Below are 22,499 nucleotides of genomic sequence, written 5' to 3' on the forward strand. Positions count from 1 at the left end.
GGGGGATCGGCCCGCCACGCCAGGAAAGGACGAGGGCAGAAAAGTGCCGGATACCTCTATGCCCGAAAGGGCGGGACGATCGATGGGCCGCCTGCGCCCCGCCGTCCTCGCAGGGATCCTGGTGCTTGTTCCGGTCCTCGCGGGCTGCACGGCCGAGGGCGGACCGTCATCCACCGGCACCAGCGCCTCGGTCCCGGCTACAGGGGGGACCATGCCGGACGCGCCCTCCACCAGTGCCCCACTGGAAACCACCCAGTCCTCCAACAAGGCTCCCGTGTACTGGATCGGGCGCACCGGCGGAAATGTCTTTCTTTACCGCGAATTCCGGGACGTCCCTGAGCAGGAGAACCCGGTCACCCGGGCCCTGCGAGCCATGATGTCGGAGAAGCCGCTGGACCCCGACTTCTTCACGCCGTGGCAGAACCCGGACAAACTTGCCACCTCGATTTCGGGCAAGGACGTCATCACCGTGGACGTCTCCTCAGACGCCTTCAACAGCAACCTAGACGCCGACATGGCCGCCCGTGCCATCCAGCAGCTGATCTATACGGCGACTGCCGCTGCCGCCAGTTCGGGCCTCATCGACACAGGGCAACAGATCCGGGTGCGGATCCTCGTGGACGGCCACACGGACTACGTCGCGTTTGGAAAAGTCCAACTGGGTGCGCTGATGACCCGTGCCGCCGGCCTGGTGGCACCGGTGTGGATCATTGACCCGCAGGAGAACGCCGAGGTGGCCGCCGGCAGCGTCAAAATCACCGGACGCAGCACGTCCCCGGGCGCAAAGCTTCACTGGCAAATCCTGCAGTCCGCGGACGGCGGCAGCAAAGCGCCTTTCCTGTCTGGCGAAACGACGGCGGCCACTGGGCAGGGGCAGGCGGGCGCCTTCACGCTGGCCCTTAACCTGCCGCCGGGCGACTACGAGCTGCGGGTGGCCCAGGCCGGCTCCGGCGGTGAGCCGGACCGGAACGAGGACACGAGGTCCTTCAAGGTCCGGTAGCGGTCCACCGTCCAAGGACGTCGCTTGCAAGCACGACGGCGGCCGGGCCGGCAGTGGAGGACCGCAGGACGTGATGCCCCAACAAGGCGGTCACAGCGCCTTTGTCGCAGAGTTTCGTTACTTCACGCGGACTGATGCCGCCCTCCGGCCCGACGATCAGCAGGATTTCCCGGGGACCGGCGCCCGAACCCGCCTGCCATCCCTCAAGGACAGTGCGCAGCGGCCGCACGGCGTCTTCGTGCAGGATGACAGCCAGGTCCGCCGCCTCCACGGCAGCGGAGAGCCCCGCTGTTTCGACGACGGCCCGCACTTCCGGAATCCAGGCGCGCCGGGCCTGCTTGGCGGCTGCGGCGACGGAAGACTCCCACTTGGCATGTGCCCGGGCTGCCCGGTCACCCTTCCAGCGCACGATGGACCTTTCGGACTGCCAGGGTATGACGGCGTCGATGCCCAGTTCGGTGGCCGTCTCAATGGCCAGCTCGTCGCGATCGCCCTTGGCCAGGGCCTGGACCAGCACCAGCTGGACGTCGGGCCTGGCTTCTACTGCAACGGTGCCGCACTCCACTTCGAGTCCGGAGGGGGCCGCGGACACGACCTTTCCCGTCATGCGGGTGCCGGCGCCGTCGACAATGTCCACCGCCTCGCCGGGCGAGAGCCGCTTGACGGTCACGGCATGCCGCGCTTCCGCCCCTTCCAGGACAAAGGACTGGCCGGCGGCCATGCAGGCCAACGAGCCGGGGGATGTGAAGAAGACGGGGTTGCTCACCGCTACAGGTTACCGAGCCGGTCCCGGAGCTTGGCGAACATCCCGCTGCTGGCAGCGAGCTTGCCCTCGGTGATCTGTTCACCACGGAGCTTGGCGAGCTGACGAAGGAGTTCTTCCTGTGCGGGGTCGAGCTTGGCCGGAGTGTCCACCTGGAGATGGACCTTCAGGTCTCCGCGGCCGTATCCCCTCAGGTGGGTGACACCCAGGCCACGCAGGGTGATGATCTCGCCGGACTGGGTTCCGGGCTTGACGTCGATTTCGTGGGTCCCGTCGAAGGTGTCCAGGCTGACATCAGTGCCCAGTGCCGCTGCCGTCATGGGGATGTGCAGGGTGGCGTGCAGGTCGTCGCCTTCCCGAACATACGTGGCGTCATTGTTGACGCGGATCTCCACGTAAAGGTCGCCGGCCGGGCCGCCAGCAGGGCCGGCTTCGCCCTGTCCGGAGAGCTGGATCCGCGTTCCGGTGGCCACGCCGGCGGGAACCTTGACGGTCAGTGACCGGCGGCTGCGGATGCGGCCCTGGCCGCTGCATTCGTTGCAGGGATCCTTGATGACCGTCCCGAAGCCTTCGCAGGTGCCGCAGGGGGCCGCCGTCATGACCTGGCCAAGGATGGAGCGGACCGCCCGCTGGACCTGGCCGCTGCCGCCGCAGATGTCGCAGCGCTCGGGATGGGTGCCGGGCCGGCAGCAGGATCCGTCACAGGTGGGGCAGACCACGGCGGTGTCCACTTCAAGCTTCTTGTTGACGCCGAAGACAGCATCCCGGAGGTCGATCCGGACGCTGATGAGCGCGTCCTGGCCGCGGCGGACGCGCGAAGCCGGGCCGGAGGTGCCGCCGGCGCCAAAGAAGGTGTCGAAGATGTCCTGGAATGCGAACCCCTGGCCTGCATAGCCGGCGCCGCCGAAGCCGTTGTCCGTGCCGTTCTCGTTGCCGGTGGTGTCGTAGATCCTGCGCTTCTGGGGGTCTGAAAGGACCTCATAGGCGTGAGTTACTGCTTTGAAGCGTTCTGATGCGTCCGCACCGGGGTTCACGTCCGGGTGGAGGGTGCGGGCCAATTTGCGGTAGGCCTTCTTGATCTCTTCGCCCGTAGCTTCGGGTGAGACTCCAAGGACGTCATAGTGGCTGCTCAAAGTTCGTATCTCTTCCTTGTTGTACTTCGTTCGGTTGGGCGGCCCAACTATTGCTTCCCGGCCGGAACAGGCTCCGGCGGCAAAGAGTCAGGGCCCCAAAATCCTGGAAAGGTAGCGGGCCACTGCCCTGACGGCCGCCATGGTGGTGGGATAATCCATCCGGGTGGGACCGAGAATCCCTACTTTCGCGGCGCTGTCCGGACCGTAGCCGGTGGCCACGACGGAAGCCTCGGCAAGGCCGTCGTAGGGGTTCTCCCTTCCGATGCTGACAGCCACGCCGCGGTGGTCCTGGGCCATTTCGCTCAACAGCCGCAGCATCACCACCTGCTCCTCGAGTGCCTCAAGCACGGGCCCAATGCTGAGGGGGAAGTCCACGTTGGATCTGGCCAGGTTCGCCGTTCCGGCCATGACCATCCGGTCCTCGCGGGTGTTTTGCGCCAGGACCTCCAGTCCCAGCGCCAGTGCGTGCGCGGCCTGGCGCTGGCCGTGCGCACTTCCCGCGACGACGGCGGGAAGTGCCCGGGCCAGCTGGCTCAGCGGTGTTCCCCCCAGCGCGGCAAGGAAGCGCGTGCGGAGCGCTGCCAGTGCGTCGTCCCCCAGGTCCTGCCCGACGTCGATCACCCGTTGCTCAACCTTGCCGCTGTTGGCAATCAGCACCACCAGCACCTTGCGGGGGGCCAGCAGGACGAATTCGATGTGGCGGACCAGTGCCCTGCTGAGGTGCGGGTACTGGACCACGGCTACCTGGTTGGTCAGCTGTGACAGGAGCCGTACGGTGCGGTCCAGGACGTCATCGAGGTCGTCTGCGCCCTCCAGCAGTGACTGGATGGCCCGGCGCTCGGCTGCGGACAGGGGCTTAACGGCTGAGATCTGGTCGACGAAAAGCCGGTAGCCCTTGTCCGTGGGAATCCGACCCGCGCTGGTGTGCGGAGCCGTGATCAACCCCTCGTCCTCCAGCGCGGCCATGTCATTGCGGATGGTGGCGCTGGAGACGCCAAGGTGATGCCGTTCGACCAGGGCCTTCGACCCGACCGGTTCGCGGGAATGGACGTAGTCCTCCACGATGGCCCGCAGGACTTCCAGTTTGCGTGGCTCGCTCACTCTCCACCTCCATCATGGTCCGGGGCAAACGCCCGCCAGGTGCCACCAGGGTTAGCACTCGACATGCCTAAGTGCTAACAGTCTATTATGCCTCGGCCCGTTGTTAGCATTGGTACCGCTCCGGGCGAAATTCCGGTGCTGAGGACCTAGCGCTAGGCGGATCGAATCCATGGATTACCAAAACTGGGGGCCCCGCGGCATATCCGCCCCTGCCAAGGCGGAATTGCCCCAGGTCGCTGTGGAACGTGGAATGGTGCTCGAGGATGTCCAGTCAGGCTGGGTTGGCGCCGTCACCCGGGTGGAAAAGTCCGGCGGCATGCACGTTGTGGCGTTGGAGGACCGGCGGGGAAAGTCCCGGTCCTTCAAGCTGGGCTTTGGTTTCCTCCTTGAGGGCCAGCCCATCCGGCTGATGCCCCCGGCGCCCCGGGCTGCCCCCTCTGGTGCCGCCGCCGGCAGGACGGCCTCCGGCTCCGTAAAGGTCGCCGGCCAGCGCGCCCAGGTCGCCAAGGCAAGCCGGATCTGGGTGGAAGGCAAGCACGACGCCGAACTGGTGGAAAAGGTCTGGGGAGACGACCTGCGGGTGGAGGGCATCGTCGTCGAACCCCTGCACGGCATCGACGACCTCACGGCGGCAGTTGCCGCCTTCAAACCCGGTCCGGGCCGTCGGCTTGGCGTCCTGGTGGACCACCTGGTTCCGGATTCCAAGGAGTCCCGTATCGCCGATTCCGTCATGGCTTCCCCCGGTGCAGCCGGCAATGTCCTGATCGTGGGACACCCCTACGTGGACGTCTGGCAGGCAATCCGGCCAGCTGTCCTTGGCATCGAGAGGTGGCCCGCCGTTCCCCGGGGCCAGGACTGGAAAACCGGGATCCTGAAAGCCTTCGGCTGGCCCCACGCCACCAAGGAGGATATCGGCCTGGGATGGCAAAAACTGCTGGGTGCCGTGCGCACGTATGCGGACCTGGAAGCGTCGTTGCTGGGCCGGGTAGAGGAAGTCATCGATTTCCTCACCGTGCCCTGAAGGGCGGACTTGGGCCCAAGAGCCAGTATTCTGGTACTGCAGCGCCCTGCTCAGTAAAGGCGCTGCGCATCGCGCCAATATTTGTAGCCAGCACCACTTGCACCTCCGAAGGAACAGACTGTGGCAGAAAACGCACGTGATCACAGGGACGGCCAGGGCCGCTCCGAGTACCATGGCGTCCCCGCCAACGCCCTGCCGCTGACGGCCGGCGAAGACCGCCAGTGGGCCACGCTGGCGCACTTTGGCGGCATCCTGGGGTGCATTCCCTCGCTGCTGATCTACCTGATCTTCCGTGACCGCGGGCCGTTTACCGCCCAGGAATCCAAGGAAGCGCTGAACTTCAGCCTGCCGCCCACCATCGCCGCCGTCCTGGCCAACATCCTGGTGTTCATCCCCTATGTGGGAAACATTTTCGCGGTCATTGCCACTTTGATCTGGGTAGCTCTCACCTGCTTCTCCGTGGCGGCAGGAATCCATGTCAACAAGGGCCAGCCGCACCGCTACCAGTACAACCTGCGCTGGATTAAGTAGCCGGGCCTGCCTTAGTCGGGCAGGATGCGGCGTACCACTGCGTCCGCCAGGAGCCTGCCTTTGAGCGTGAGGACCAGGCGTCCCCGGAATGCTGCGGGAGGGTCCACCAGGCCATCCGCGATCAGCCCGGCCACCTCGTGGCGTCCCCCGGGGCTGAGCGTTGAAACCTCGAGCCCTGACTGCAGGCGTGCCTCAAGCATCACCCGCTCCAGGGTCCTGGTTTCGGCATCCAGGGTTTCCCTGCCCGCGGCAGGCGACAGCCCTTGCGACAGCCGGTTCGCGTAGGCGGACGGATGCTTGACGTTCCACCAGCGCACCCCGCCAACGTGCGAGTGGGCACCGGGTCCAATCCCCCACCAGTCATCGCCGCGCCAGTACGCCAGGTTGTGGCGGCACGCCTGCTCCGGTGTCCGCGCCCAGTTGCTGACCTCGTACCAGCCCAGGCCGGCTTCGGTGATCAGCTCGTCGGCGAGCTCGTACTTGTCGGCGTGGTCGTCGTCGTCAATTCCCGGGACCTCGCCGCGGCGCATCTGTGCGGCCAGCTTGGTGCCTTCCTCCACGATCAGGGCGTACGCGCTGATATGGTCCGGCTGGTAGGACAGCGCCGTCTCCAGGGAGTGGCGCCAGTCAGCCAGCGACTCCCCGGGGGTGCCGTAGATCAGGTCCAGGCTAACGGCCAGTCCCGCCTCGCGTGCCCACTGCACCACCTGCGGGACCCTGCTCGGGGTGTGCGTGCGGTCCAGGACCTTGAGAACGTGCGGAACTGCGGACTGCATGCCAAACGAAACCCGAGTGAAGCCCGCGTCCTTGAGGACGGCAAGGGATTCGCGCGTGACCGAATCCGGATTGGCTTCGGTGGTCACTTCGGCGCCGTCCTCGATCCCCCACTGCCCGATGGCGGCGCGAAGGATCATGGCGAGGTCATCTGCGGGCAGCAGCGTGGGGGTACCGCCGCCGAAGAACACGGTGCCCAGCTTCCGGTCCGGCACTCCGGAACGCGCCAGCACCGTGGCCGCCAGCGCCACTTCCGACACCGCGGTCCGGGCGTAGGCGTCCTGAGACGCGCCGCCGCCCAGTTCCGTCGCGGTATAGGTGTTGAAGTCGCAGTAGCCGCAGCGTACAGCGCAGAACGGGATGTGCACGTACAGGCCGAATGCCCGGACGGCCGCACCGTCTGCTGCCTGGGCAGGCAGCAGACCGTCCGACGGCGCCGGGTCGCCGAGGGGAAGTACGCTGGGCATCAGCGGGTCCCCCACTGCGTGGTGGTCACTTCTTCTTGGCCTTGTCCTTTGATTCGTCGGTGGTGAGGGCGGCGATGAACGCCTCCTGCGGCACCTCCACCGTGCCCACCATCTTCATGCGCTTCTTGCCTTCTTTTTGCTTCTCCAGCAGCTTGCGCTTACGCGAGATGTCGCCGCCGTAGCACTTCGCCAGTACGTCCTTGCGGATGGCCCGGATGCTTTCGCGGGCGATGATCCTGGAACCGATGGCTGCCTGGATGGGCACCTCGAACTGCTGGCGCGGGATGAGTTCGCGGAGCTTGCCGGTCATCATCACGCCATAGGAGTAGGCCTTGTCCCTGTGCGTGATGGCGCTGAAGGCATCCACCTGTTCGCCCTGGAGCATGATGTCGACCTTCACCAGGTCGGCAACCTGCTCACCGTCGGCTTTCCAGTCCAGGGAGCCGTAGCCCCGGGTCTTGGACTTCAGGATGTCGAAGAAGTCGAAGACGATCTCTGCCAGCGGCAGGCGGTAGCGGATTTCCACCCGGTCCTCGGACAGGTAGTCCATGCCGCCCATGACGCCGCGGCGGGACTGGCACAGTTCCATGATGGCGCCCACGAATTCGTTGGGGGCCAGGATGGTGGCGGAGACCATGGGTTCGCGCACCTCCGCGATCTTGCCGGTGGGGTACTCGCTGGGGTTGGTCACCCGGACCACCTTCTTGTCCTCCAGCGTCACTTCGTATTCCACGTTCGGTGCGGTGGAGATGAGGTCGAGGTTGTATTCGCGTTCCAGGCGTTCGCGGGTGATCTCAAGGTGCAGCAGACCCAGGAAGCCCACCCGGAAACCGAAGCCCAGCGCGGCCGACGTCTCGGGTTCGTACACCAGCGCGGCGTCATTGAGCATGAGCTTTTCGAGGGCGTCACGGAGTACCGGGTAATCGGCACCATCGAGCGGGTACAGGCCGGAAAACACCATGGGCTTGGCGTCAGCGTAACCGGGGAGCGACTGGGCGGCCGGCTTGGCCAGGTTGGTGACGGTGTCGCCCACCTTGGACTGGCGGACGTCCTTCACGCCGGTGATCAGGTAGCCCACTTCGCCGACCCCCAGGCCCTTGGAGGGGGTGGGTTCCGGGGAGCTGACACCAATTTCCAGGAGCTCGTGGGAGGCCCTGGTGGACATCATCTGGATGCGCTCACGCGGGTGGAGCATGCCGTCCACCACGCGTACATACGTCACCACGCCGCGGTAGGTGTCGTAGACCGAGTCGAAGATCATGGCCCTGGCCGGCGCGTTTGGGTCGCCCTCCGGCGCGGGCAGGTCGCGGACAATCTTGTCCAGGAGCGCTTCGACGCCTACGCCGGTCTTGCCGGACACGCGCAGCACGTCCTCCGGATCGCCGCCAATGAGGCTGGCCAGCTCGGCCGCGTACTTTTCGGGCTGCGCCGCCGGAAGGTCGATCTTGTTCAATACCGGGATGATGGTGAGGTTGTTCTCCATGGCCAGGTACAGGTTCGCGAGCGTCTGGGCTTCAATGCCCTGAGCCGCGTCCACCAGCAGGATTGCGCCCTCGCAGGCAGCGAGTGACCGGGACACTTCGTAAGTGAAGTCCACGTGGCCGGGGGTGTCGATCATGTTCAGTGCATAACTGACGCCGTCCACTTCCCACGGCATGCGGACGGCCTGGGACTTGATGGTGATGCCACGTTCGCGCTCTATGTCCATCCGGTCCAGGTACTGGGCCTTCATGTCGCGCGCCTGGACCACCCCGGTGGACTGCAGCATCCGGTCAGCCAGGGTGGACTTGCCGTGGTCAATGTGCGCGATGATGCAAAAGTTCCGAATGATGGCCGGATCTGTCGCGGCGGGCACCGGTGCGGTGCGGGCCATGGGAGACACGCAGGGTCCTTACTGTTGGCATTTCTGCAGCCACCAGGCAGGCACACCAAAGGCGTCCGCGGAACAGCTGCACATATCGAACATCCAGTGTCCCACGTCCGGGCCCCCCGCACCGCATCCTGACCGGCCTGTAAACGGCGTTTCGGCTGTACAGCCTGGCCGATAGGCTGTCTGGATGGCTATAGACCTCCGCTCCCTGGAAAACGCCGTCCGCCGTGGTCTGCGCCTGCTGCGCAGAGGCGACCCTGCGCCGCCGTTGCCGGGCAGAAGCCCGGGGCGACGCCGCGGCGGCAAGCGTCCCTCGCCTGCCGCCGGTGTTCCCGCCGGGACGGATGCGTACCCCGGTGATTACCGGGGCCGCTTCAGGGTGCACTACGCACCGCATCCCGACGGCGACCCCGATCCGGGCGAAGTGGTGTGGGCCTGGGTTCCCTACGAGGAGGACCATGGCCGGGGGAAGGACAGGCCGGTGCTGCTGGTGGGGCATAACGGCCCGTTCCTCCTGGGGCTGATGCTGACCAGCAAGGACAGGGTTCCTGCGGGTTCCACGTCCGAAGGGTACGTCGACCTTGGGGCCGGGGACTGGGACAAACAGGGCAGGCCAAGCGAGGTACGCCTGGACCGCATCCTGCAAATCCGTCCGGACAGCATCCGGCGGGAAGGCGCAGTGCTTGACAAGGCCCGCTTTGAAAAAGTGGCCTCCGGGCTGCGCCGGCGACACGACTGGACCTGACCACCCAAAATGGCCAGTGCCGCCGCTGACCTGCTATTCTTTATTGCTGTGTGTCCGTGCAGGTCGACGGTCACTGATGGCTGGCCGCCATAGGTATCCCCACGCCGCTCAGTCAAGGCCAGCCTGAAAGCCCTCTAGACCATTTCCGCATTACAAAGAGAGTTCACACGTGGCGAATATCAAGTCCCAGAAGAAGCGCATCCTGACCAACGAGAAGGCCCGCCTGCGCAACAACGCAGTCAAGTCCGAGCTGAAGACGGCCATCCGCGCCGTCAACACCGCCGTTGGGTCTGCTGACAAGGAAGCTGCTACTACTGCGCTCGTTTCTGCCAGCCGTAAGCTGGACAAGGCTGTCAGCAAGGGTGTTCTGCACAAGAACAACGCAGCGAACCGTAAGTCGGCGATCTCCAAGAAGGTCAACGCACTCTAAGGTTTCCAGTTCCCACGAACTGATGGTGTGGCCGGTACTCTCGGGTACCGGCCACACCCCTTTAAGCGAGCCTGGCCGGGGACGCGCGGCAGCACGCCGTCGAACTTAACCAAATCCTTGGCCCGGGCGTGCTGGAGCAGCGCGCAAATGCAGCAGGAACTGATGGTGGGTTGAAGGGGCTACCTGCCCTGGACCGACATGGCGATCACTGTCACGGCGTGCTCGACGGCGTACACAGGATCGCGGGAGAGCCCCTTCACCTGCGCGTCAGCCTCCGCCGTGGCCTGGATGGACCGCACCAGGCCTTCAGGGGTCCAGCGCCGGACGTCCCGCTGCGCCTGCTCCACCAGCCAGGGCTGCATCCCGAGTTCAGCGGCAATCTGCGCGGACGATCCGGACGCGCCTGCCACCCGCGCCACTGTCCGCAGCTTCGATGCAAGGGCAGCAACCAGGGGCACCGGGTCAGCACCGGTGGCAAGGGCGTGTCGCAGCGTCGATAACGCCACCGGGGCGTTTCCTGCCATTGCGGCATCGGCCACCTTGAACGCCGTGGCTTCGATCCGGCCGCCGTAGTATTTGTCCACAGTGTCGGTGGTTACGGTGCTCCCCGCGTCTGCGATCAGTTGGGCGCAGGCGGCGGCGAGTTCTGACAAGTCCGCTCCCACGGCATTCACCAGCGCCTGCACGGCGTCCTGGTTGATGCGGCGTCCGGCTGCCCTGAACTCCGACGTGACGAACGAAACCTTGTCCGCGTCCTTCTTCAGCGGCTGGCAGTCGACCACCGGCCAGCCGTCCTTCCTGACCGCGTCGAGGAGCTTCTTGCCGCGTGCTCCGCCGGCGTGGCGGAGCACGACGACGGCGTCCTGTTCCGGCTGCTGCAGGTAACGGAGGGCGTCCGCAAGGAAGGCGTCATTCATCCCCTCCACAGCTTCCACTTCGATGAGTTTGCTCTCACCGAACAGTGACGGGCTCACCTGCATGGCCAGGGTGCCGGCCTCGTACCCGGCCGCGTTGATGCGGCTCAATTCCACGTCCGGCGCGGCGGCCCTGACCTGGGACCGGATCCTGTCCATGGCCCTGATACCCAGGTACTCCTCCGGACCACTCACCAACACGATCTGGGCCGGGGCTATGTCCCGCCAGGAGGCTGTGTTCGATGCCGGGGAGCGGGTTGCTCGCTTTTGCGCAGCGGCCATCGAAGGTCCCTTCCGGAGGTTTTATTGCGATATCCCAGCCTGCCACGTCTGCGCCCGGGGTCCAAGCCCAGGACGCGGTGGAACCGTTGGAGCCGCAGCTCCAGCTTCCCAATCAGCGCCACCGTGCAGGCGTGCGCCTTCCGGACCCTGCGGATGAGCTGCAGGGGCCGGGCAGCCGCCCATACCCCGGCAAATGTCAGCATCGACAGCAGCACCATGGACAGCAGCCCGGGCATTCCTTCGGGCCAGGGAAGCGCAGATCCCGGCAGCTGCGCCGCGAACCTGGCTGTGGCGGCGACGCCTGCGCTGAACGTTCCCGCCACGGCTATGAGCGCCGTGGCCGCCCACGGCAGCAGGACCAGCAGTGGCACGGCTGCCGTTCCCAGCAAGGTCACGGGGGCAACCAGCGGGGACACTACAACATTGGCCGCCAGCGAGTAGGTTGCGAACTGGGGCTGCAGGAGGACAATGACCGGTCCGCACAACAGCTGGGCGGCCAGCGGGACTGCAACCGCGGCAGCCAGCCACCGCGGAACTGCCACCGGAATCCAGTCAATGATGCGTCGACCGAGGAGTATGATCCCCAGCGTGGCCAGTACGGACAGCAGGAATCCGAAGCTCGTGCCAAGGGCCGGCTCCACCAGCAGGAGCCCAATGACAGCGAGGCAAAGGAAGCTCAACCCGCGTCCTGAACGTCCACCGGCCAGGGCGGCCACCCCAATGGCCCCCATCAGCGCGGCACGCAGCACGCTGGCGTCGGGACCCACCAGGACCACGAACAGGGCCAGTCCGGCAAGGGCGGCGGCTGCTGCAGGGGCGCGGGGCAGCCGGAACCGCCGGCACAGCAGGAGCAACGCCCCCAGTACCAAGCTGCAGTTTGCCCCGCTGACCGCTGTCAGATGGGTCATGCCCACGGCCTTCATCGCGTTGTTCAGTCCCTCGTCGAGCGCACTGGTATCACCGGTCACCATTCCCGGAAGAAGTCCCCGCGCATCAGCGGCCAGGAAATCCGATGCCGAAACGAACCGCGCGCGGAGTTCCCGCGCCGAGCCTTCCAACAGGGAGCCGCCCGTCGCCCTGCCCGGAGCCGTCGAAGCAGCCAGCGTTCCTGCCTCCTGCTCGCCGGGGTCTGCCGGCCTCAGCTTGCCCGCTGCGCGCAGGGTCTGGCCAGGCACCACACTGCCCCAGCCCTGACCACCCATGACCACGATCCGGGCCCGTGTCCGCACCAGGACCCCGCCCGTGGTCACTTCCTGCGTCCATACCGGCACTGACCAACGCCCCGCGGGTCCTCCACCGCCGGCAATGGCGCGCGGGTTTCCCGCCACCTCAACGACGGCGACCGCTGACTTGCCGGCGGCGATGGCCCCGGCAAGGGGCCCATCGAACCGCTGGCTGGACGCTGTTGCCGAATGGGCTGCGGCCGCAGCTGCCAGGACCAGGGACACGCCCAGCGCGGCGGAAAAGCTCCGTCCCGGGGCCTTGCATGTCCCCGGCCCTGCCGGGCGGCCGGCGGCGGCACGCGCTTTTCGCGTCCGTCCGCCCTTCGCCGCGCGGGCCAGGAAGAGGCCACCGAGCGCCGCCAGTGCGAAGCACAGGGCGGCCAGGGCCGCGGGCGCAAGCCAGAGCCCGGATACTGCGGCGGTCCACACCAACGCCGCCGGAAGCGCGAGGCGGAGGTCAGTGCGGCGCCGGGGTCCGACGCAACTGGAATCAGCTTCTTCCTGGACGCTGCCACTACCCGCTAACCGCTGGCGAACGTGGCCCACGACCTCCGCCCAGTACGCGTGAATGGCCCGCCGGTGGCGCGCCGGAATTAGCAGGCGCGGCCCGGTTCGGGGACGCGAAGTTCCGGAAGGTGTCGCTGCTCCCGGAGCTTCCCCGGTTCCTGCAGAGGGCAGCCCCTTCGGTTCTGGATCCGCACCCCTCACCGCAGATTCGACGAACCGGTTCCAGGGACTGTGACGTCCTTGTGCGCCGCTGTGATCCGTCGTGCGCGCACCCCCGCCTCTGGTGACTGGTTTCGCTGCCATCGGCCCGGCCTACACCGTCACCAGGGGCAGCAAAGCCTCAAGCATCTTGGGGCCGACGCCGTCCACCGCGTCCAACTCTTCGACGCTCTTGAACGCACCGTGTTCCTTGCGCCATTCCACGATCCGCTGGGCCAGCACCGGCCCGACTTTTGGCAGCGTGTCCAGCTCCGCAGCATCCGCGGTATTGAGGTTGATCTTTCCACCGATAGTGCCGTGTACCCCCTGCTGGCCTGTCCCGCTCAAACCAGTACCAGCTGAACCGGAGACATCTGGCGGTACGGATATCGGCTCCCCGTGCCGGGCAACGTAGATTTTCTGCCCGTCCTCCACCATGAGTGCCAGGTTCAACCGATTAACGTCGGCGTCCGGCATGGCACCGCCTGCAGCAGCAATGGCGTCATCAACCCGACTGCCCTGCTGCAGCCGGATGACTCCCGGCTTGGCGACGGCTCCGGCCACGTGGACCACCAGCAGCCCCGTAGGTGTGGCCTCGCCTTGCCCACGATCTGGACCCGAGGGAGGTCCCGGAGTACTGTCCGCTGCGGGCCCTTCACTTGGCGCCGCGGCGTGTCCACCGGAACTGGCCCCGCCAAGGGGCAGGACCTCCGGGATGGCGGCACCCGCCTGCCACCAAAACCAGACCCCGGCCACCACCGCCAGTGCACCCAACAGCGCGGCGACGCGGGACCCCACCCGCCACCGGAGCGAAGGGGCCCCACCGGAACTACTCCCGCTTTCAGCTCCGGCGGCATCGCCGGCACCGCCGTACTCAAAACCGTCAAGGCCGTCCTCCAAAAGCCCGGGGCGTGACTCCCCCAAGGTCGCCTGGAGCCGAGCCCTCGCATGGCGCGCCCCCTGACCTGCTGCTCCAGCATCCCGGCGTGACATGGCTCCACCCTAGGAAATGCTGCCTGCTGCCCGGCAGACGCCAAACGCCCTATGTGGAAAGGTTCGCGGCACAGACGTGGCTGCTGAAAACACCTTGTTCAGCGTTCCAGGCACTACCCGGAAACTGAAAAGAAACTCTTCGGGTCGTCGGTACCCAGAAGGTCATGGTGGAAGGCGATGGCGTCGACCGGCCGGGTCTCCACGAACAACACAGCCACAACCCGGCGTCACCGTATCCTGCCGCTGAAGCCAACGCAGATGGACAACTCAACCCCTCTGGCGGTAGCCGCGCGCCCAGATGACCTCGGCTATACCGCCCAGGGCCAGCGGAAACGCCACGACGGCGGCGAGGTGTCGCAACATGCTCTGCGGGCTCGCCAGTGCCGCCCAACCCACCAGGATTCCAGGCAGCCCCACGCAGACCGTAACCCACACTGTGTTGCCGCGAGGTGCGACCATGCGGCGGCCGCGAGGGACAGCGCACACCCGGCGTCGATGAAGAGCCCACCGATCCTGGCGTCTTCGAGCATGGCTGGTGTCGGTGACCAGATGAAGAACAGCGTCCTCGCCAGGCCGATGCCTATCAGGACAATCGAGGAAAGCAGGAGCAGGACCCAGGCGATGGTCCCGGTCCAACGCCGACTTGCCCTGGATACCCCCTTCACCCGAGTCAGCCGATAAGCATTGGTCAGTCACGGTGCGCTCCCCCATCCGGCCGGCTGGACCACCTGCCCACGATGACCGCAAGGACGCCCAGCCCTGCGTGGGCGGCCAGGACCGCCGGAAGGGAGCTGATCTGGGCTGGAGGACACCCGGGAAGAGCCGCTTCCAGCCTGGCCGCCAGGCTCTCCGCCTCTTCCGGGTTGCCAAAGTGGTGTACGGCCAGGCACACGGAATCATCCAGACGCGGCGCGGCCGCCGCCACCACGATCTCCTCGAGCCGCGCCACGGCCCTGGCAGCTGAACGCACTTTTTCCAGCGGGACGATCCTGCCGCCGTCGACTGCCAGGATCGGTTTGATGGCGAGCATGGTGCCCAGGAGCGACGCCGCCGCCCCGATCCGTCCGCCGCGCCGCAATTGTTCCAGGCTGGGCACGTAGAAGAAGACCTTGGTACGTTTCGCCTGGGCCGCCGCCGCGGCGGCGACAGCGGCTCGGTCGGCCCCGGCTGACGCTGCCTCCACCGCAGCCTGCACCGCCATCCCCTGCGCCATGCCGACGGTTTCCGTGTCCACCACTTCCACCGGAATTCCCACCCTGGCCGCTGCCAGCCGCGCTGCATCGACGGTGCCGGACAGTTCGCCCGAAATGTGGACAGAAACGATCCCTTCAAATCCCCGGAGCTCGGCAGCGCGGTAGGCCTGCTCGAACTGCCCCGGTGACGGCCTGGACGTTTTGACCGGCGTCCCCGCCGCAAGTGCCACGGCGATGGTCTCCAGGATGTCGTCTTCGCCCTCGCCGTAGATTTCCTCGCCCACCATGACGGGCATCGGCGTCACGGTGAGGATCCCGTCCCACGGAAGTCCGCTGACATAGTGCGCCGGCAGGGCGGCAGCTGAGTCGGTGACGACGGCGGTGCGCACCACGGCAGCGCCTCCGCCTGCACGCCTGGTCCCCGGCCGGGCAGCGGGACGGAGCCCCGAAAGGCGTGCACGTACCCACGGCCACGCGGCGGCGCTACTGTCGGGCAAGGGGCCTCCTGGAGACGGTGTCCGGCTCAGGCAGCACCGGCCGCCGGGAATTTCCCGGCGGCCGGTACGTTACTGCGGGTGCAGCAGCTATGCCGGAACGATGTTGACCAGCTTAGGGGCACGGACAATCACGGTGCGGATGCCCCGGCCGTCCAGGGCACGCTGGACGTTCTCCGATGCCAGGGCCAGCTCGCGCAACTGGTCCTCCGAGACGTCCGGGGATACCTCCAGCCGGTCGCGGACTTTGCCCTGCACCTGGACGACTGCGGTCACCGTGTCCTGGACCAGGAGCGCGGGATCGTGGGCCGGCCAGCCTGCATTCGCTACCGACGCCGGGTGGCCCAGCAGGTTCCACATGTCCTCGGCGGTGTAGGGCGCGAAAAGGCTGAGGATGACGGCGACAGCCTCTGAAGCTTCACGGACGGCGGGGTCGGCCCCACCCGCACCGGTGTCGATCGCCTTACGGGTGGCGTTGACCAGCTCCATCAGCTTGGCCACCACCACGTTGAACTTGTTGGCGTCCAGCAGCTCAGCAGCGTCGGCGATGGTGCGGTGCGTTACCGACCGCAGTGCGCGGTCGCCGGTGGTGGCGTCCACCCCGGGCTCGGTGGCCACGTCCTGGGCCAGGCGCCAGGCACGGGCAAGGAACTTCGCGGAGCCCGACGGCGAGACGTCAGCCCAGTCGACGTCGTCCTCGGGCGGAGAGGCAAAGATCATGGTCAGGCGTACAGCGTCCACACCGTACTTGTCGAGCTGCTCGCCGAGGTCCACGCCGTTGCCCAGCGACTTGCTCATGGCTTTGCCGCCGTTGAGGACCTGCCCCTGGTTCAGGAGTGCGCTGAACGGTTCGTCGGCATCGATCATGCCCAGGTCGTGGATGACTTTGGTGAAGAAGCGGGCGTAGAGGAGGTGGAGGATGGCGTGCTCCACACCGCCGACGTACTGGCCCACCGGCATCCAGTCGTTGATCTTCTCCGGGTCGAAGGGTCCCTCGGTGTAGTGCGGAGAGACGAAGCGCAGGAAGTACCAGGAGGAGTCGACGAAGGTGTCCATGGTGTCGGTGTCCCGCTTGGCCGGGCCATGGCAGGAGGGGCATTCCACGTTGACCCAGGACTCGGCCGCAGCCAGCGGTGAGGTGCCTTTCGGGGACAGGTCCTCGCCGCGCAGGTCAGCGGGCAAGGTCACCGGCAGTTCCTCATCGGGAACGGGGACTTCGCCGCAGGACGGGCAGTGGATGATGGGGATGGGGGTGCCCCAGAACCGCTGGCGGCTCAGCAGCCAGTCGCGGAGCCGGAAGTTCACAAACTTCTCGCCGGTGCCCTGCTGCTCCAGCATTGCGATTGCGGCCGGAATGGCCTCAGCCTTCGGGAGCCCATCGAGGCTCCCGGAGTTGATCAGGGTGCCCTCCCCCGCAGTGGCCGTTCCTGAAACAGCGGGATCCTCTTCGCCGGTGTCCAGGACAGCGCGCACAGGCAGGTCGAACGTGCGGGCAAAGTCAAGGTCGCGCTGGTCGTGGGCTGGAACGGCCATGATGGCGCCCGTGCCGTAATCCGCCAGGACGTAGTCGGCGGCCCAAACAGGCAGCTTCTCTCCGTTCAGCGGGTTGATGGCGTAGCGTCCGGTGAAGACGCCGGTCTTTTCGCGCTCAGTGGATTGGCGTTCGATCTCAGAGAGCGCCTTAACCCGTTCCCGGTACTCGTCCAGGGCAGCGGCATGCTCCTCCGTGACAAGTTCGACGGCGAGCGGCGCGTCAGCGGCAACGACGAAGAAGGTTGCCCCGTACAGGGTGTCCGGGCGGGTTGTGAAGACCGTGACGTCCTTGGCGGGCTTCCCGCCGTCGGCCTCGATGACGAAGTTGACGTGCGCACCCTCGGACCGGCCGATCCAGTTCTTCTGCATGGCCAGGACGCGCTCGGGCCAGTGGCCACGGAGCTCGTCCATGTCGTTCAGCAGGCGGTCCGCATAGTCAGTGATTTTGAAGTACCACTGGTTGAGTGACTTCTTGGTGACGGTGGTGCCGCAGCGCTCGCACGCACCGTTGACAACCTGCTCGTTGGCCAGGACGGTCTGGTCCTTGGGGCACCAGTTGACCGGCGAGTTCTTCCGGTACGCCAGGCCGCGTTCGTAGAAGCGCTTGAACAGCCACTGGGTCCAGCGGTAGTACTCGGGATCGGAGGTGTGCAGGCGCCGCGACCAGTCGGCAGATATGGCGTACCGCTTGAAGGATGCCGCCTGGGTGTCAATGTTGGCGTAGGTCCACTCGCTGGGGTGGGCGTTGCGTTTGATCGCCGCGTTTTCGGCGGGCAAGCCAAAGGAGTCCCAGCCGATCGGGTGCAGGACGTCATAGCCCTGCTGGCGCAGGTAGCGGGCCACCACATCGCCCATGGCGAATGCTTCGGCGTGCCCCATGTGCAGGTCGCCTGACGGATACGGGAACATGTCAAGTACGTAGCGGCGTTCCCGGGACCCGTCGTCCACCGGGGTGAAGACCTTCAGGTCTTCCCACACCTGGGGCCATTTGGCCTCCATGGCGGTGAAACTGTATGCGCCCTCGTCAGGCTCCGCCGATACTGCTGTTGTTCCGGTCTCTGTCTCCGGCTGAACGCCCACTGCTGCCCTCTTCTTTTCTGTTACGGCATCTGTGCTGCCATAACGGCCTGATCCTCCTGCTTCCGGCCCGGCACCATGCCCCGGACACACAAAAGCCCCTCTCCATGGAGGGGCTGCCGCTCAGCTATCCGATTTTCGGAGCCGGCGGCTAACTAAGCAGAAGGATCGCACGCATGGATCTACTTTAGCGCACCCGCACGTCGCCCGTGTCAGCACAGCCCCGCGGCCCGTTGCGCCGCCCCAAACAAACGCGCATGATCGTTGCACAACGTTGGGAGGCGGCGGAAATGTCGGATGAAGCAACGGGTGGCCTCCCCGAAGGGGCGCCGCTCTCCCTCTGGGTGGCAACCGCCGGCGCCACGGACTTCCCGGAACTGCGCGGCACCGTGGAGGTGGACGTGGCAGTGATCGGGGGTGGGATTGCCGGGCTGACGGCAGCACTGGCGCTCAAGCGTTCGGGCCGCTCGGTGGCTGTGCTGGACGCCGGCCGCATTGGTACGGGTGTCACCGGCCACACCACGGGCAAAGTCACGTCCCTGCACCGCCTGGCCTACACCGCCCTGGAAGACAGCCATGGCACGTCCGCAGCCGAAACCTATGGGCTCGCCAACCAGGCTGCCGTGGAACACATCGCCGAAGTGGTGGCGGACGAAAACCTCGACTGCGGGTTCCGCCGGGTTGCGAATTACACCTTCGCAAGCAGTGAGGACACGCTGCCGCTGTTACGGTCAGAAGCCGCGCTTGCCGCCAGGCTCGGCCTCCCCGCCGCGTTCACCGCCGACGTACCCCTGCCGTTCGCGGTGCCCGGCGCCGTCCGGTTTGACGGCCAGGCCCAGATTCATGCCGTCCAGTACCTCCAGGGACTGGCCGCCGCAGTGGACGGCGGCGGCAGCTTCGTCTTCGAAGGGACGCGTGCCATTGCATTGCAGGAGGGGACGCCGGTCAAGGTGACCGCAGGAAACGGAACAGTGCTGGCAGGCGATGCCATTGTGGCGACGAATGTTCCCTTCGGAGACCGTGGCCGGTTCGCAGCACTGTGCCAGCCGCACCGCTCCTACATTGTTGCCGCGCCGGTGGACACCCCTCCCATGGATGCCACCTTCATCAGTGCCGATGAGCCCATGCGCTCATTACTGACCGTGCGGCTGAACGGGGTGACGTACCTGCTGGTCGGCGGTGAGGGGCACCCGGCCGGCGAACAGCTGGATCCGGCGCCGCGCCACGCCAGCCTCGCCGCATATGCACGCAGCCGCTTCGGGGCCGGGAGCGCGGCATACCGCTGGTCCACCCAGGACGCCATGCCGCAGGACGGCCTGCCCTACGCCGGGCCACTCAACCCGGACAGCCGGCACGCCTTCGTCATCACGGGGCTTCGCAAATGGGGCCTGACGAACGGAACGGCCGCCGCCCTGATGCTGGCGGACCTGCTCAATGGCACTCCGAACGACTGGGCGCCCTTGTTTGACAGCAACCGCACGCCGCGGACCGGAAGCGGGGCCGGCCCAGCAGGCGCCCCGGCAGCAGGGGCCGGGCCCAACGTTCCCCAGGCCGACCAGGACCGGCGGATAGCGGACCTGGGTCCTGGCGACGGAACGGTGCTCGAGACCGCCGGGACCAGCACGGCGTGCTTCAGGGATGACGGGGGAAACCTTCACACGCTATCAGCGATCTGCACCCATCTGGGCTGCACTGTGGGCTTCAACCGGGGAGAGCGTACATGGGATTGCCCCTGCCATGGCTCCCGGTTCGATGTGGAGGGCAGGGTCATCCAGGGGCCCGCCACCGAGGATCTGCCGCCGCGCCCCGCACCCTGACGGGCTGGCATGACACGGCAGGGCCGCCCGCCGGAATCGGCAGGCGGCCCCGTAACGGTTGGACCTACCGCACGTCCTCGTCGACCCAGTCCATGGACTTGGTGACGGCCTTCTTCCAGAGCCGCATCTGGCGCTCCTGCTCGGCTTTGTCCATCTGCGGCTCCCAGCGCTTGTCCTCTGACCAGTTGGCCGAGCACTCACCCAGATCCTTCCAGAACCCGACGGCCAGGCCTGCCGCGTAGGCAGCCCCCAACGCGGTGGTCTCGATGACCTTCGGGCGGATGACCGGGACGCCCAGGATGTCCGCCTGGAACTGCATGAGGGCGTCATTGGCCACCATGCCGCCGTCGACCTTCAACTCGCTCAGCGGCACGCCGGAGTCCGCGTTGACCGCGTCCAGCACCTCGCGGGTCTGGAACGCGGTGGCCTCCAGCGCTGCCCGGGCAATGTGGTTCTTGTTGACGAACCGGGTCAGCCCCACGATCGCTCCGCGGGCGTCCGAGCGCCAATACGGGGCGAAGAGTCCGGAGAACGCCGGGACGATGTACACGCCGCCGTTGTCACTGACCGACGCGGCAAGTGCCTCCACCTCCGGGGCGCTGCTGATCATGCCCAGGTTATCCCGCAGCCACTGGACGAGGGAGCCGGTGACGGCAATGGAGCCTTCGAGGGCGTAGTGCGGCTTGGCGTCGCCGAGCTTGTAGCCAACTGTGGTGAGGAGCCCGTTCTTCGAGTGGACAATTTCCTCGCCCGTGTTGAAGATCAGGAAGCAGCCCGTGCCGTAGGTGTTCTTGGCTTCCCCGGCATCGAAGGCGGCCTGGCCAAAGGTGGCGGCCTGCTGGTCGCCCAGGATGCCCGCCACCGGCGTCTCGCGGAGCAGTTGGGATCCGTGGACCTCGCCGTAGACCTCTGAGGAGGACTTGATCTCCGGCATCATGCTGCGCGGTACGCCGAAGATCCCGAGGATTTCGTCGTCCCACTGCAGCGTTTCGAGGTCCATGAACAGGGTCCTGGAGGCATTGGTGACATCGGTGACGTGGACGCCGCCGTCCACGCCGCCGGTCAGGTTCCACAGGACCCAGGCGTCGGTGTTGCCAAAGACCAGGTCTCCGGCCTCCGCCTTTTCGCGGGCGCCGTCCACGTTGTCCAGGATCCACTTGATCTTGGTGCCGGAGAAATAGGTGGCCAGCGGCAGGCCTACCTTTTGCTTGAAGCGTTCCGCGCCGCCGTCCTTTGCCAGCTGGTCCACGATGTCCTGTGTGCGGGTGTCCTGCCAGACGATGGCGTTGTACACCGGCTTGCCCGTGGTCTTGTCCCACACCACGGCGGTTTCGCGCTGGTTGGTGATACCGACGGCGGCAATATCGTGCCGTGTCAGGTTCGCCTTTGAGAGGGCGGAGCCGATGACCTCACGGGTGTTGTTCCAGATTTCCGAAGCGTCGTGTTCCACCCAGCCGGCCTGCGGAAAGATTTGCTCGTGTTCCATCTGGCCGGAGGAGACAATGGCGCCGCTGTGGTCGAAGATGATGGCTCGGGTACTGGTGGTGCCCTGGTCAATGGCGATTACGTACTGGTTCATGATGACGTCCTTGTCTTATCTGTTGATCTGGTTGCCGGGGGTTTAGGAAGCTGCGGTGATGATGATCGGGGCAATCCTTGCAACGAGGCCCCCGAGGGCGCCGCCGACAAGCGGACCAACCACGGGGATCCAGGAGTAGCCCCAGTCGCTGGGACCCTTGCCGCGGATGGGAAGCACTGCGTGGGCGATGCGGGGTCCGAGGTCGCGCGCAGGGTTGATGGCGTAACCCGTGGGCCCGCCGAGGGACACGCCAATGCCCACAACCAGCAGGGCTACGGCGAGCGGGCCGAGTCCCGAGGGGGTGCCTCCCAAAGTCAGGATGACGAAGACGAGGACAAAAGTACCGATAATCTCGGTTATCAGGTTCCATGGGGTGGAACGGATGGCAGGGCCAGTGGAAAAGGTCCCGAGCTTGCCGGCAGGTTCCGGTTCGTCGTCGAAATGCTGCTTGTAGGCCAGCCAGCAGGCCACGGCGCCCAGGAACGCGCCCAACATTTCGCCGCCGAAGTAAGTCAGGGTGGAGGCGAAGTCCACGGCGACCCCCGGAGCATACTCAGCCTTGCCATTGAGCAGCAGGCCGAGGGTGACGGCGGGATTCAGGTGTGCGCCGGACTTGGCGGCGACAAAGACACCGCAAAAAACAGCGATTCCCCACCCCCACGTGACCATCAGGAAACCACCGTTGTTGCCTTTTGTCCCCCGCAAAGCCACGTTGGCAACGACGCCGCAACCCAACAGGGTCAGCATGCCCGTGCCAAAGACTTCGGAGAGGAAGACTATTCCTAGAGACATCTTTGACTCCTTCTTTGTTTAGTTATCGGTCCTCCGCCGGTGAAGGACCGTTGGGCCGGGAC

The 22,499-nt window shown here is 66.4% G+C and carries 19 protein-coding genes; 6 read left to right on the forward strand and 13 right to left on the reverse strand.

The features are described 5' to 3' along the window. Positions 1–82 precede the first annotated feature (82 nt). Positions 83–1,000 carry a GerMN domain-containing protein gene (locus tag IEW19_RS05295; RefSeq protein ID WP_188570735.1) on the forward strand — a complete coding sequence of 306 codons (918 nt, stop codon included), beginning with the start codon at positions 83–85 and terminating at the stop codon, positions 998–1,000. Here the strand turns inward: IEW19_RS05295 and IEW19_RS05300 are convergent. From IEW19_RS05300 to hrcA, 3 genes are all read right to left on the reverse strand, one after another. Then, positions 987–1,766: a 16S rRNA (uracil(1498)-N(3))-methyltransferase gene (locus IEW19_RS05300; protein WP_188570622.1), complete on the reverse strand. Its 780-nt coding sequence runs from the start codon at positions 1,764–1,766 to the stop codon at positions 987–989. The genes IEW19_RS05295 and IEW19_RS05300 overlap by 14 nt on opposite strands. 2 nt (positions 1,767–1,768) lie before the next feature. Next, positions 1,769–2,896 carry a molecular chaperone DnaJ gene (dnaJ, locus tag IEW19_RS05305; RefSeq protein ID WP_188570623.1) on the reverse strand — a complete coding sequence of 376 codons (1,128 nt, stop codon included), beginning with the start codon at positions 2,894–2,896 and terminating at the stop codon, positions 1,769–1,771. 87 nt (positions 2,897–2,983) lie between these two features. Then, positions 2,984–3,997 (reverse strand): heat-inducible transcriptional repressor HrcA, encoded by a 1,014-nt coding sequence (gene hrcA, locus IEW19_RS05310; protein WP_188570624.1) that lies wholly within the window; start codon positions 3,995–3,997, stop codon positions 2,984–2,986. 169 nt (positions 3,998–4,166) lie between these two features. Here hrcA and IEW19_RS05315 point away from each other — a divergent pair, with 169 nt between their 5' ends. Beyond that, positions 4,167–5,018, forward strand: a complete 852-nt coding sequence (locus IEW19_RS05315; protein WP_188570625.1) for a DUF3097 domain-containing protein — start codon at positions 4,167–4,169, stop codon at positions 5,016–5,018. 120 nt (positions 5,019–5,138) lie between these two features. Continuing rightward, positions 5,139–5,549, forward strand: a complete 411-nt coding sequence (locus IEW19_RS05320) for a DUF4870 domain-containing protein (RefSeq protein ID WP_188570626.1) — start codon at positions 5,139–5,141, stop codon at positions 5,547–5,549. An 11-nt stretch (positions 5,550–5,560) separates the two neighbouring features. On the opposite strand, the gene hemW is transcribed toward IEW19_RS05320, so the two are convergent. Together hemW and lepA are read right to left on the reverse strand one after the other, a co-directional pair. Beyond that, a complete protein-coding gene (hemW, locus tag IEW19_RS05325) occupies positions 5,561–6,790 on the reverse strand; it encodes a radical SAM family heme chaperone HemW (protein ID WP_188570627.1) in 1,230 nt (409 codons plus the stop codon). Positions 6,791–6,815: 25 nt separating this feature from the next. Further along, positions 6,816–8,672: a translation elongation factor 4 gene (gene lepA / locus IEW19_RS05330; protein ID WP_188570628.1), complete on the reverse strand. Its 1,857-nt coding sequence runs from the start codon at positions 8,670–8,672 to the stop codon at positions 6,816–6,818. 175 nt (positions 8,673–8,847) lie between these two features. Here lepA and IEW19_RS05335 point away from each other — a divergent pair, with 175 nt between their 5' ends. Further along, positions 8,848–9,405, forward strand: a complete 558-nt coding sequence (locus IEW19_RS05335) for a type II toxin-antitoxin system PemK/MazF family toxin (RefSeq protein ID WP_188570629.1) — start codon at positions 8,848–8,850, stop codon at positions 9,403–9,405. 169 nt (positions 9,406–9,574) lie between these two features. After that, positions 9,575–9,835 (forward strand): 30S ribosomal protein S20, encoded by a 261-nt coding sequence (gene rpsT / locus IEW19_RS05340; protein WP_188570630.1) that lies wholly within the window; start codon positions 9,575–9,577, stop codon positions 9,833–9,835. A 179-nt stretch (positions 9,836–10,014) separates the two neighbouring features. Here the strand turns inward: rpsT and holA are convergent, their stop codons facing one another. From holA to leuS, 6 genes are all read right to left on the reverse strand, one after another. Beyond that, on the reverse strand, positions 10,015–11,031 hold the full coding sequence (gene holA, locus IEW19_RS05345; RefSeq protein ID WP_188570631.1) for a DNA polymerase III subunit delta: 1,017 nt from the start codon (positions 11,029–11,031) through the stop codon (positions 10,015–10,017). After that, positions 10,965–12,683 (reverse strand): ComEC/Rec2 family competence protein, encoded by a 1,719-nt coding sequence (locus IEW19_RS05350; protein ID WP_229748346.1) that lies wholly within the window; start codon positions 12,681–12,683, stop codon positions 10,965–10,967. Before IEW19_RS05350 ends, holA begins: the two co-directional genes overlap by 67 nt. 390 nt (positions 12,684–13,073) lie before the next feature. Beyond that, a complete protein-coding gene (locus tag IEW19_RS05355) occupies positions 13,074–13,952 on the reverse strand; it encodes a ComEA family DNA-binding protein (RefSeq protein ID WP_188570633.1) in 879 nt (292 codons plus the stop codon). Positions 13,953–14,219: 267 nt separating this feature from the next. Then, entirely contained in the window at positions 14,220–14,411 is a 192-nt protein-coding gene (locus tag IEW19_RS23395) for a hypothetical protein (RefSeq protein ID WP_229748347.1), read from the reverse strand. A 229-nt stretch (positions 14,412–14,640) separates the two neighbouring features. Continuing rightward, positions 14,641–15,642, reverse strand: a complete 1,002-nt coding sequence (locus IEW19_RS05365; protein ID WP_188570634.1) for a DegV family protein — start codon at positions 15,640–15,642, stop codon at positions 14,641–14,643. Between the two features lie 87 nt (positions 15,643–15,729). Further along, positions 15,730–18,252: a leucine--tRNA ligase gene (gene leuS / locus IEW19_RS05370; RefSeq protein ID WP_188570635.1), complete on the reverse strand. Its 2,523-nt coding sequence runs from the start codon at positions 18,250–18,252 to the stop codon at positions 15,730–15,732. Positions 18,253–18,506: 254 nt separating this feature from the next. On the opposite strand from leuS, the gene IEW19_RS05375 reads away from it, so the two are divergent. Next, positions 18,507–20,066 (forward strand): FAD-dependent oxidoreductase, encoded by a 1,560-nt coding sequence (locus IEW19_RS05375; protein WP_229748348.1) that lies wholly within the window; start codon positions 18,507–18,509, stop codon positions 20,064–20,066. Between the two features lie 64 nt (positions 20,067–20,130). On the opposite strand, the gene glpK is transcribed toward IEW19_RS05375, so the two are convergent. After that, entirely contained in the window at positions 20,131–21,645 is a 1,515-nt protein-coding gene (gene glpK, locus IEW19_RS05380; protein ID WP_188570637.1) for a glycerol kinase GlpK, read from the reverse strand. Between the two features lie 42 nt (positions 21,646–21,687). Beyond that, positions 21,688–22,437: an MIP/aquaporin family protein gene (locus tag IEW19_RS05385; protein ID WP_188570638.1), complete on the reverse strand. Its 750-nt coding sequence runs from the start codon at positions 22,435–22,437 to the stop codon at positions 21,688–21,690. Positions 22,438–22,499 lie beyond the last annotated feature (62 nt).

Source organism: Arthrobacter liuii (assembly GCF_014639275.1).
Lineage (GTDB): Bacteria > Actinomycetota > Actinomycetes > Actinomycetales > Micrococcaceae > Arthrobacter > Arthrobacter liuii.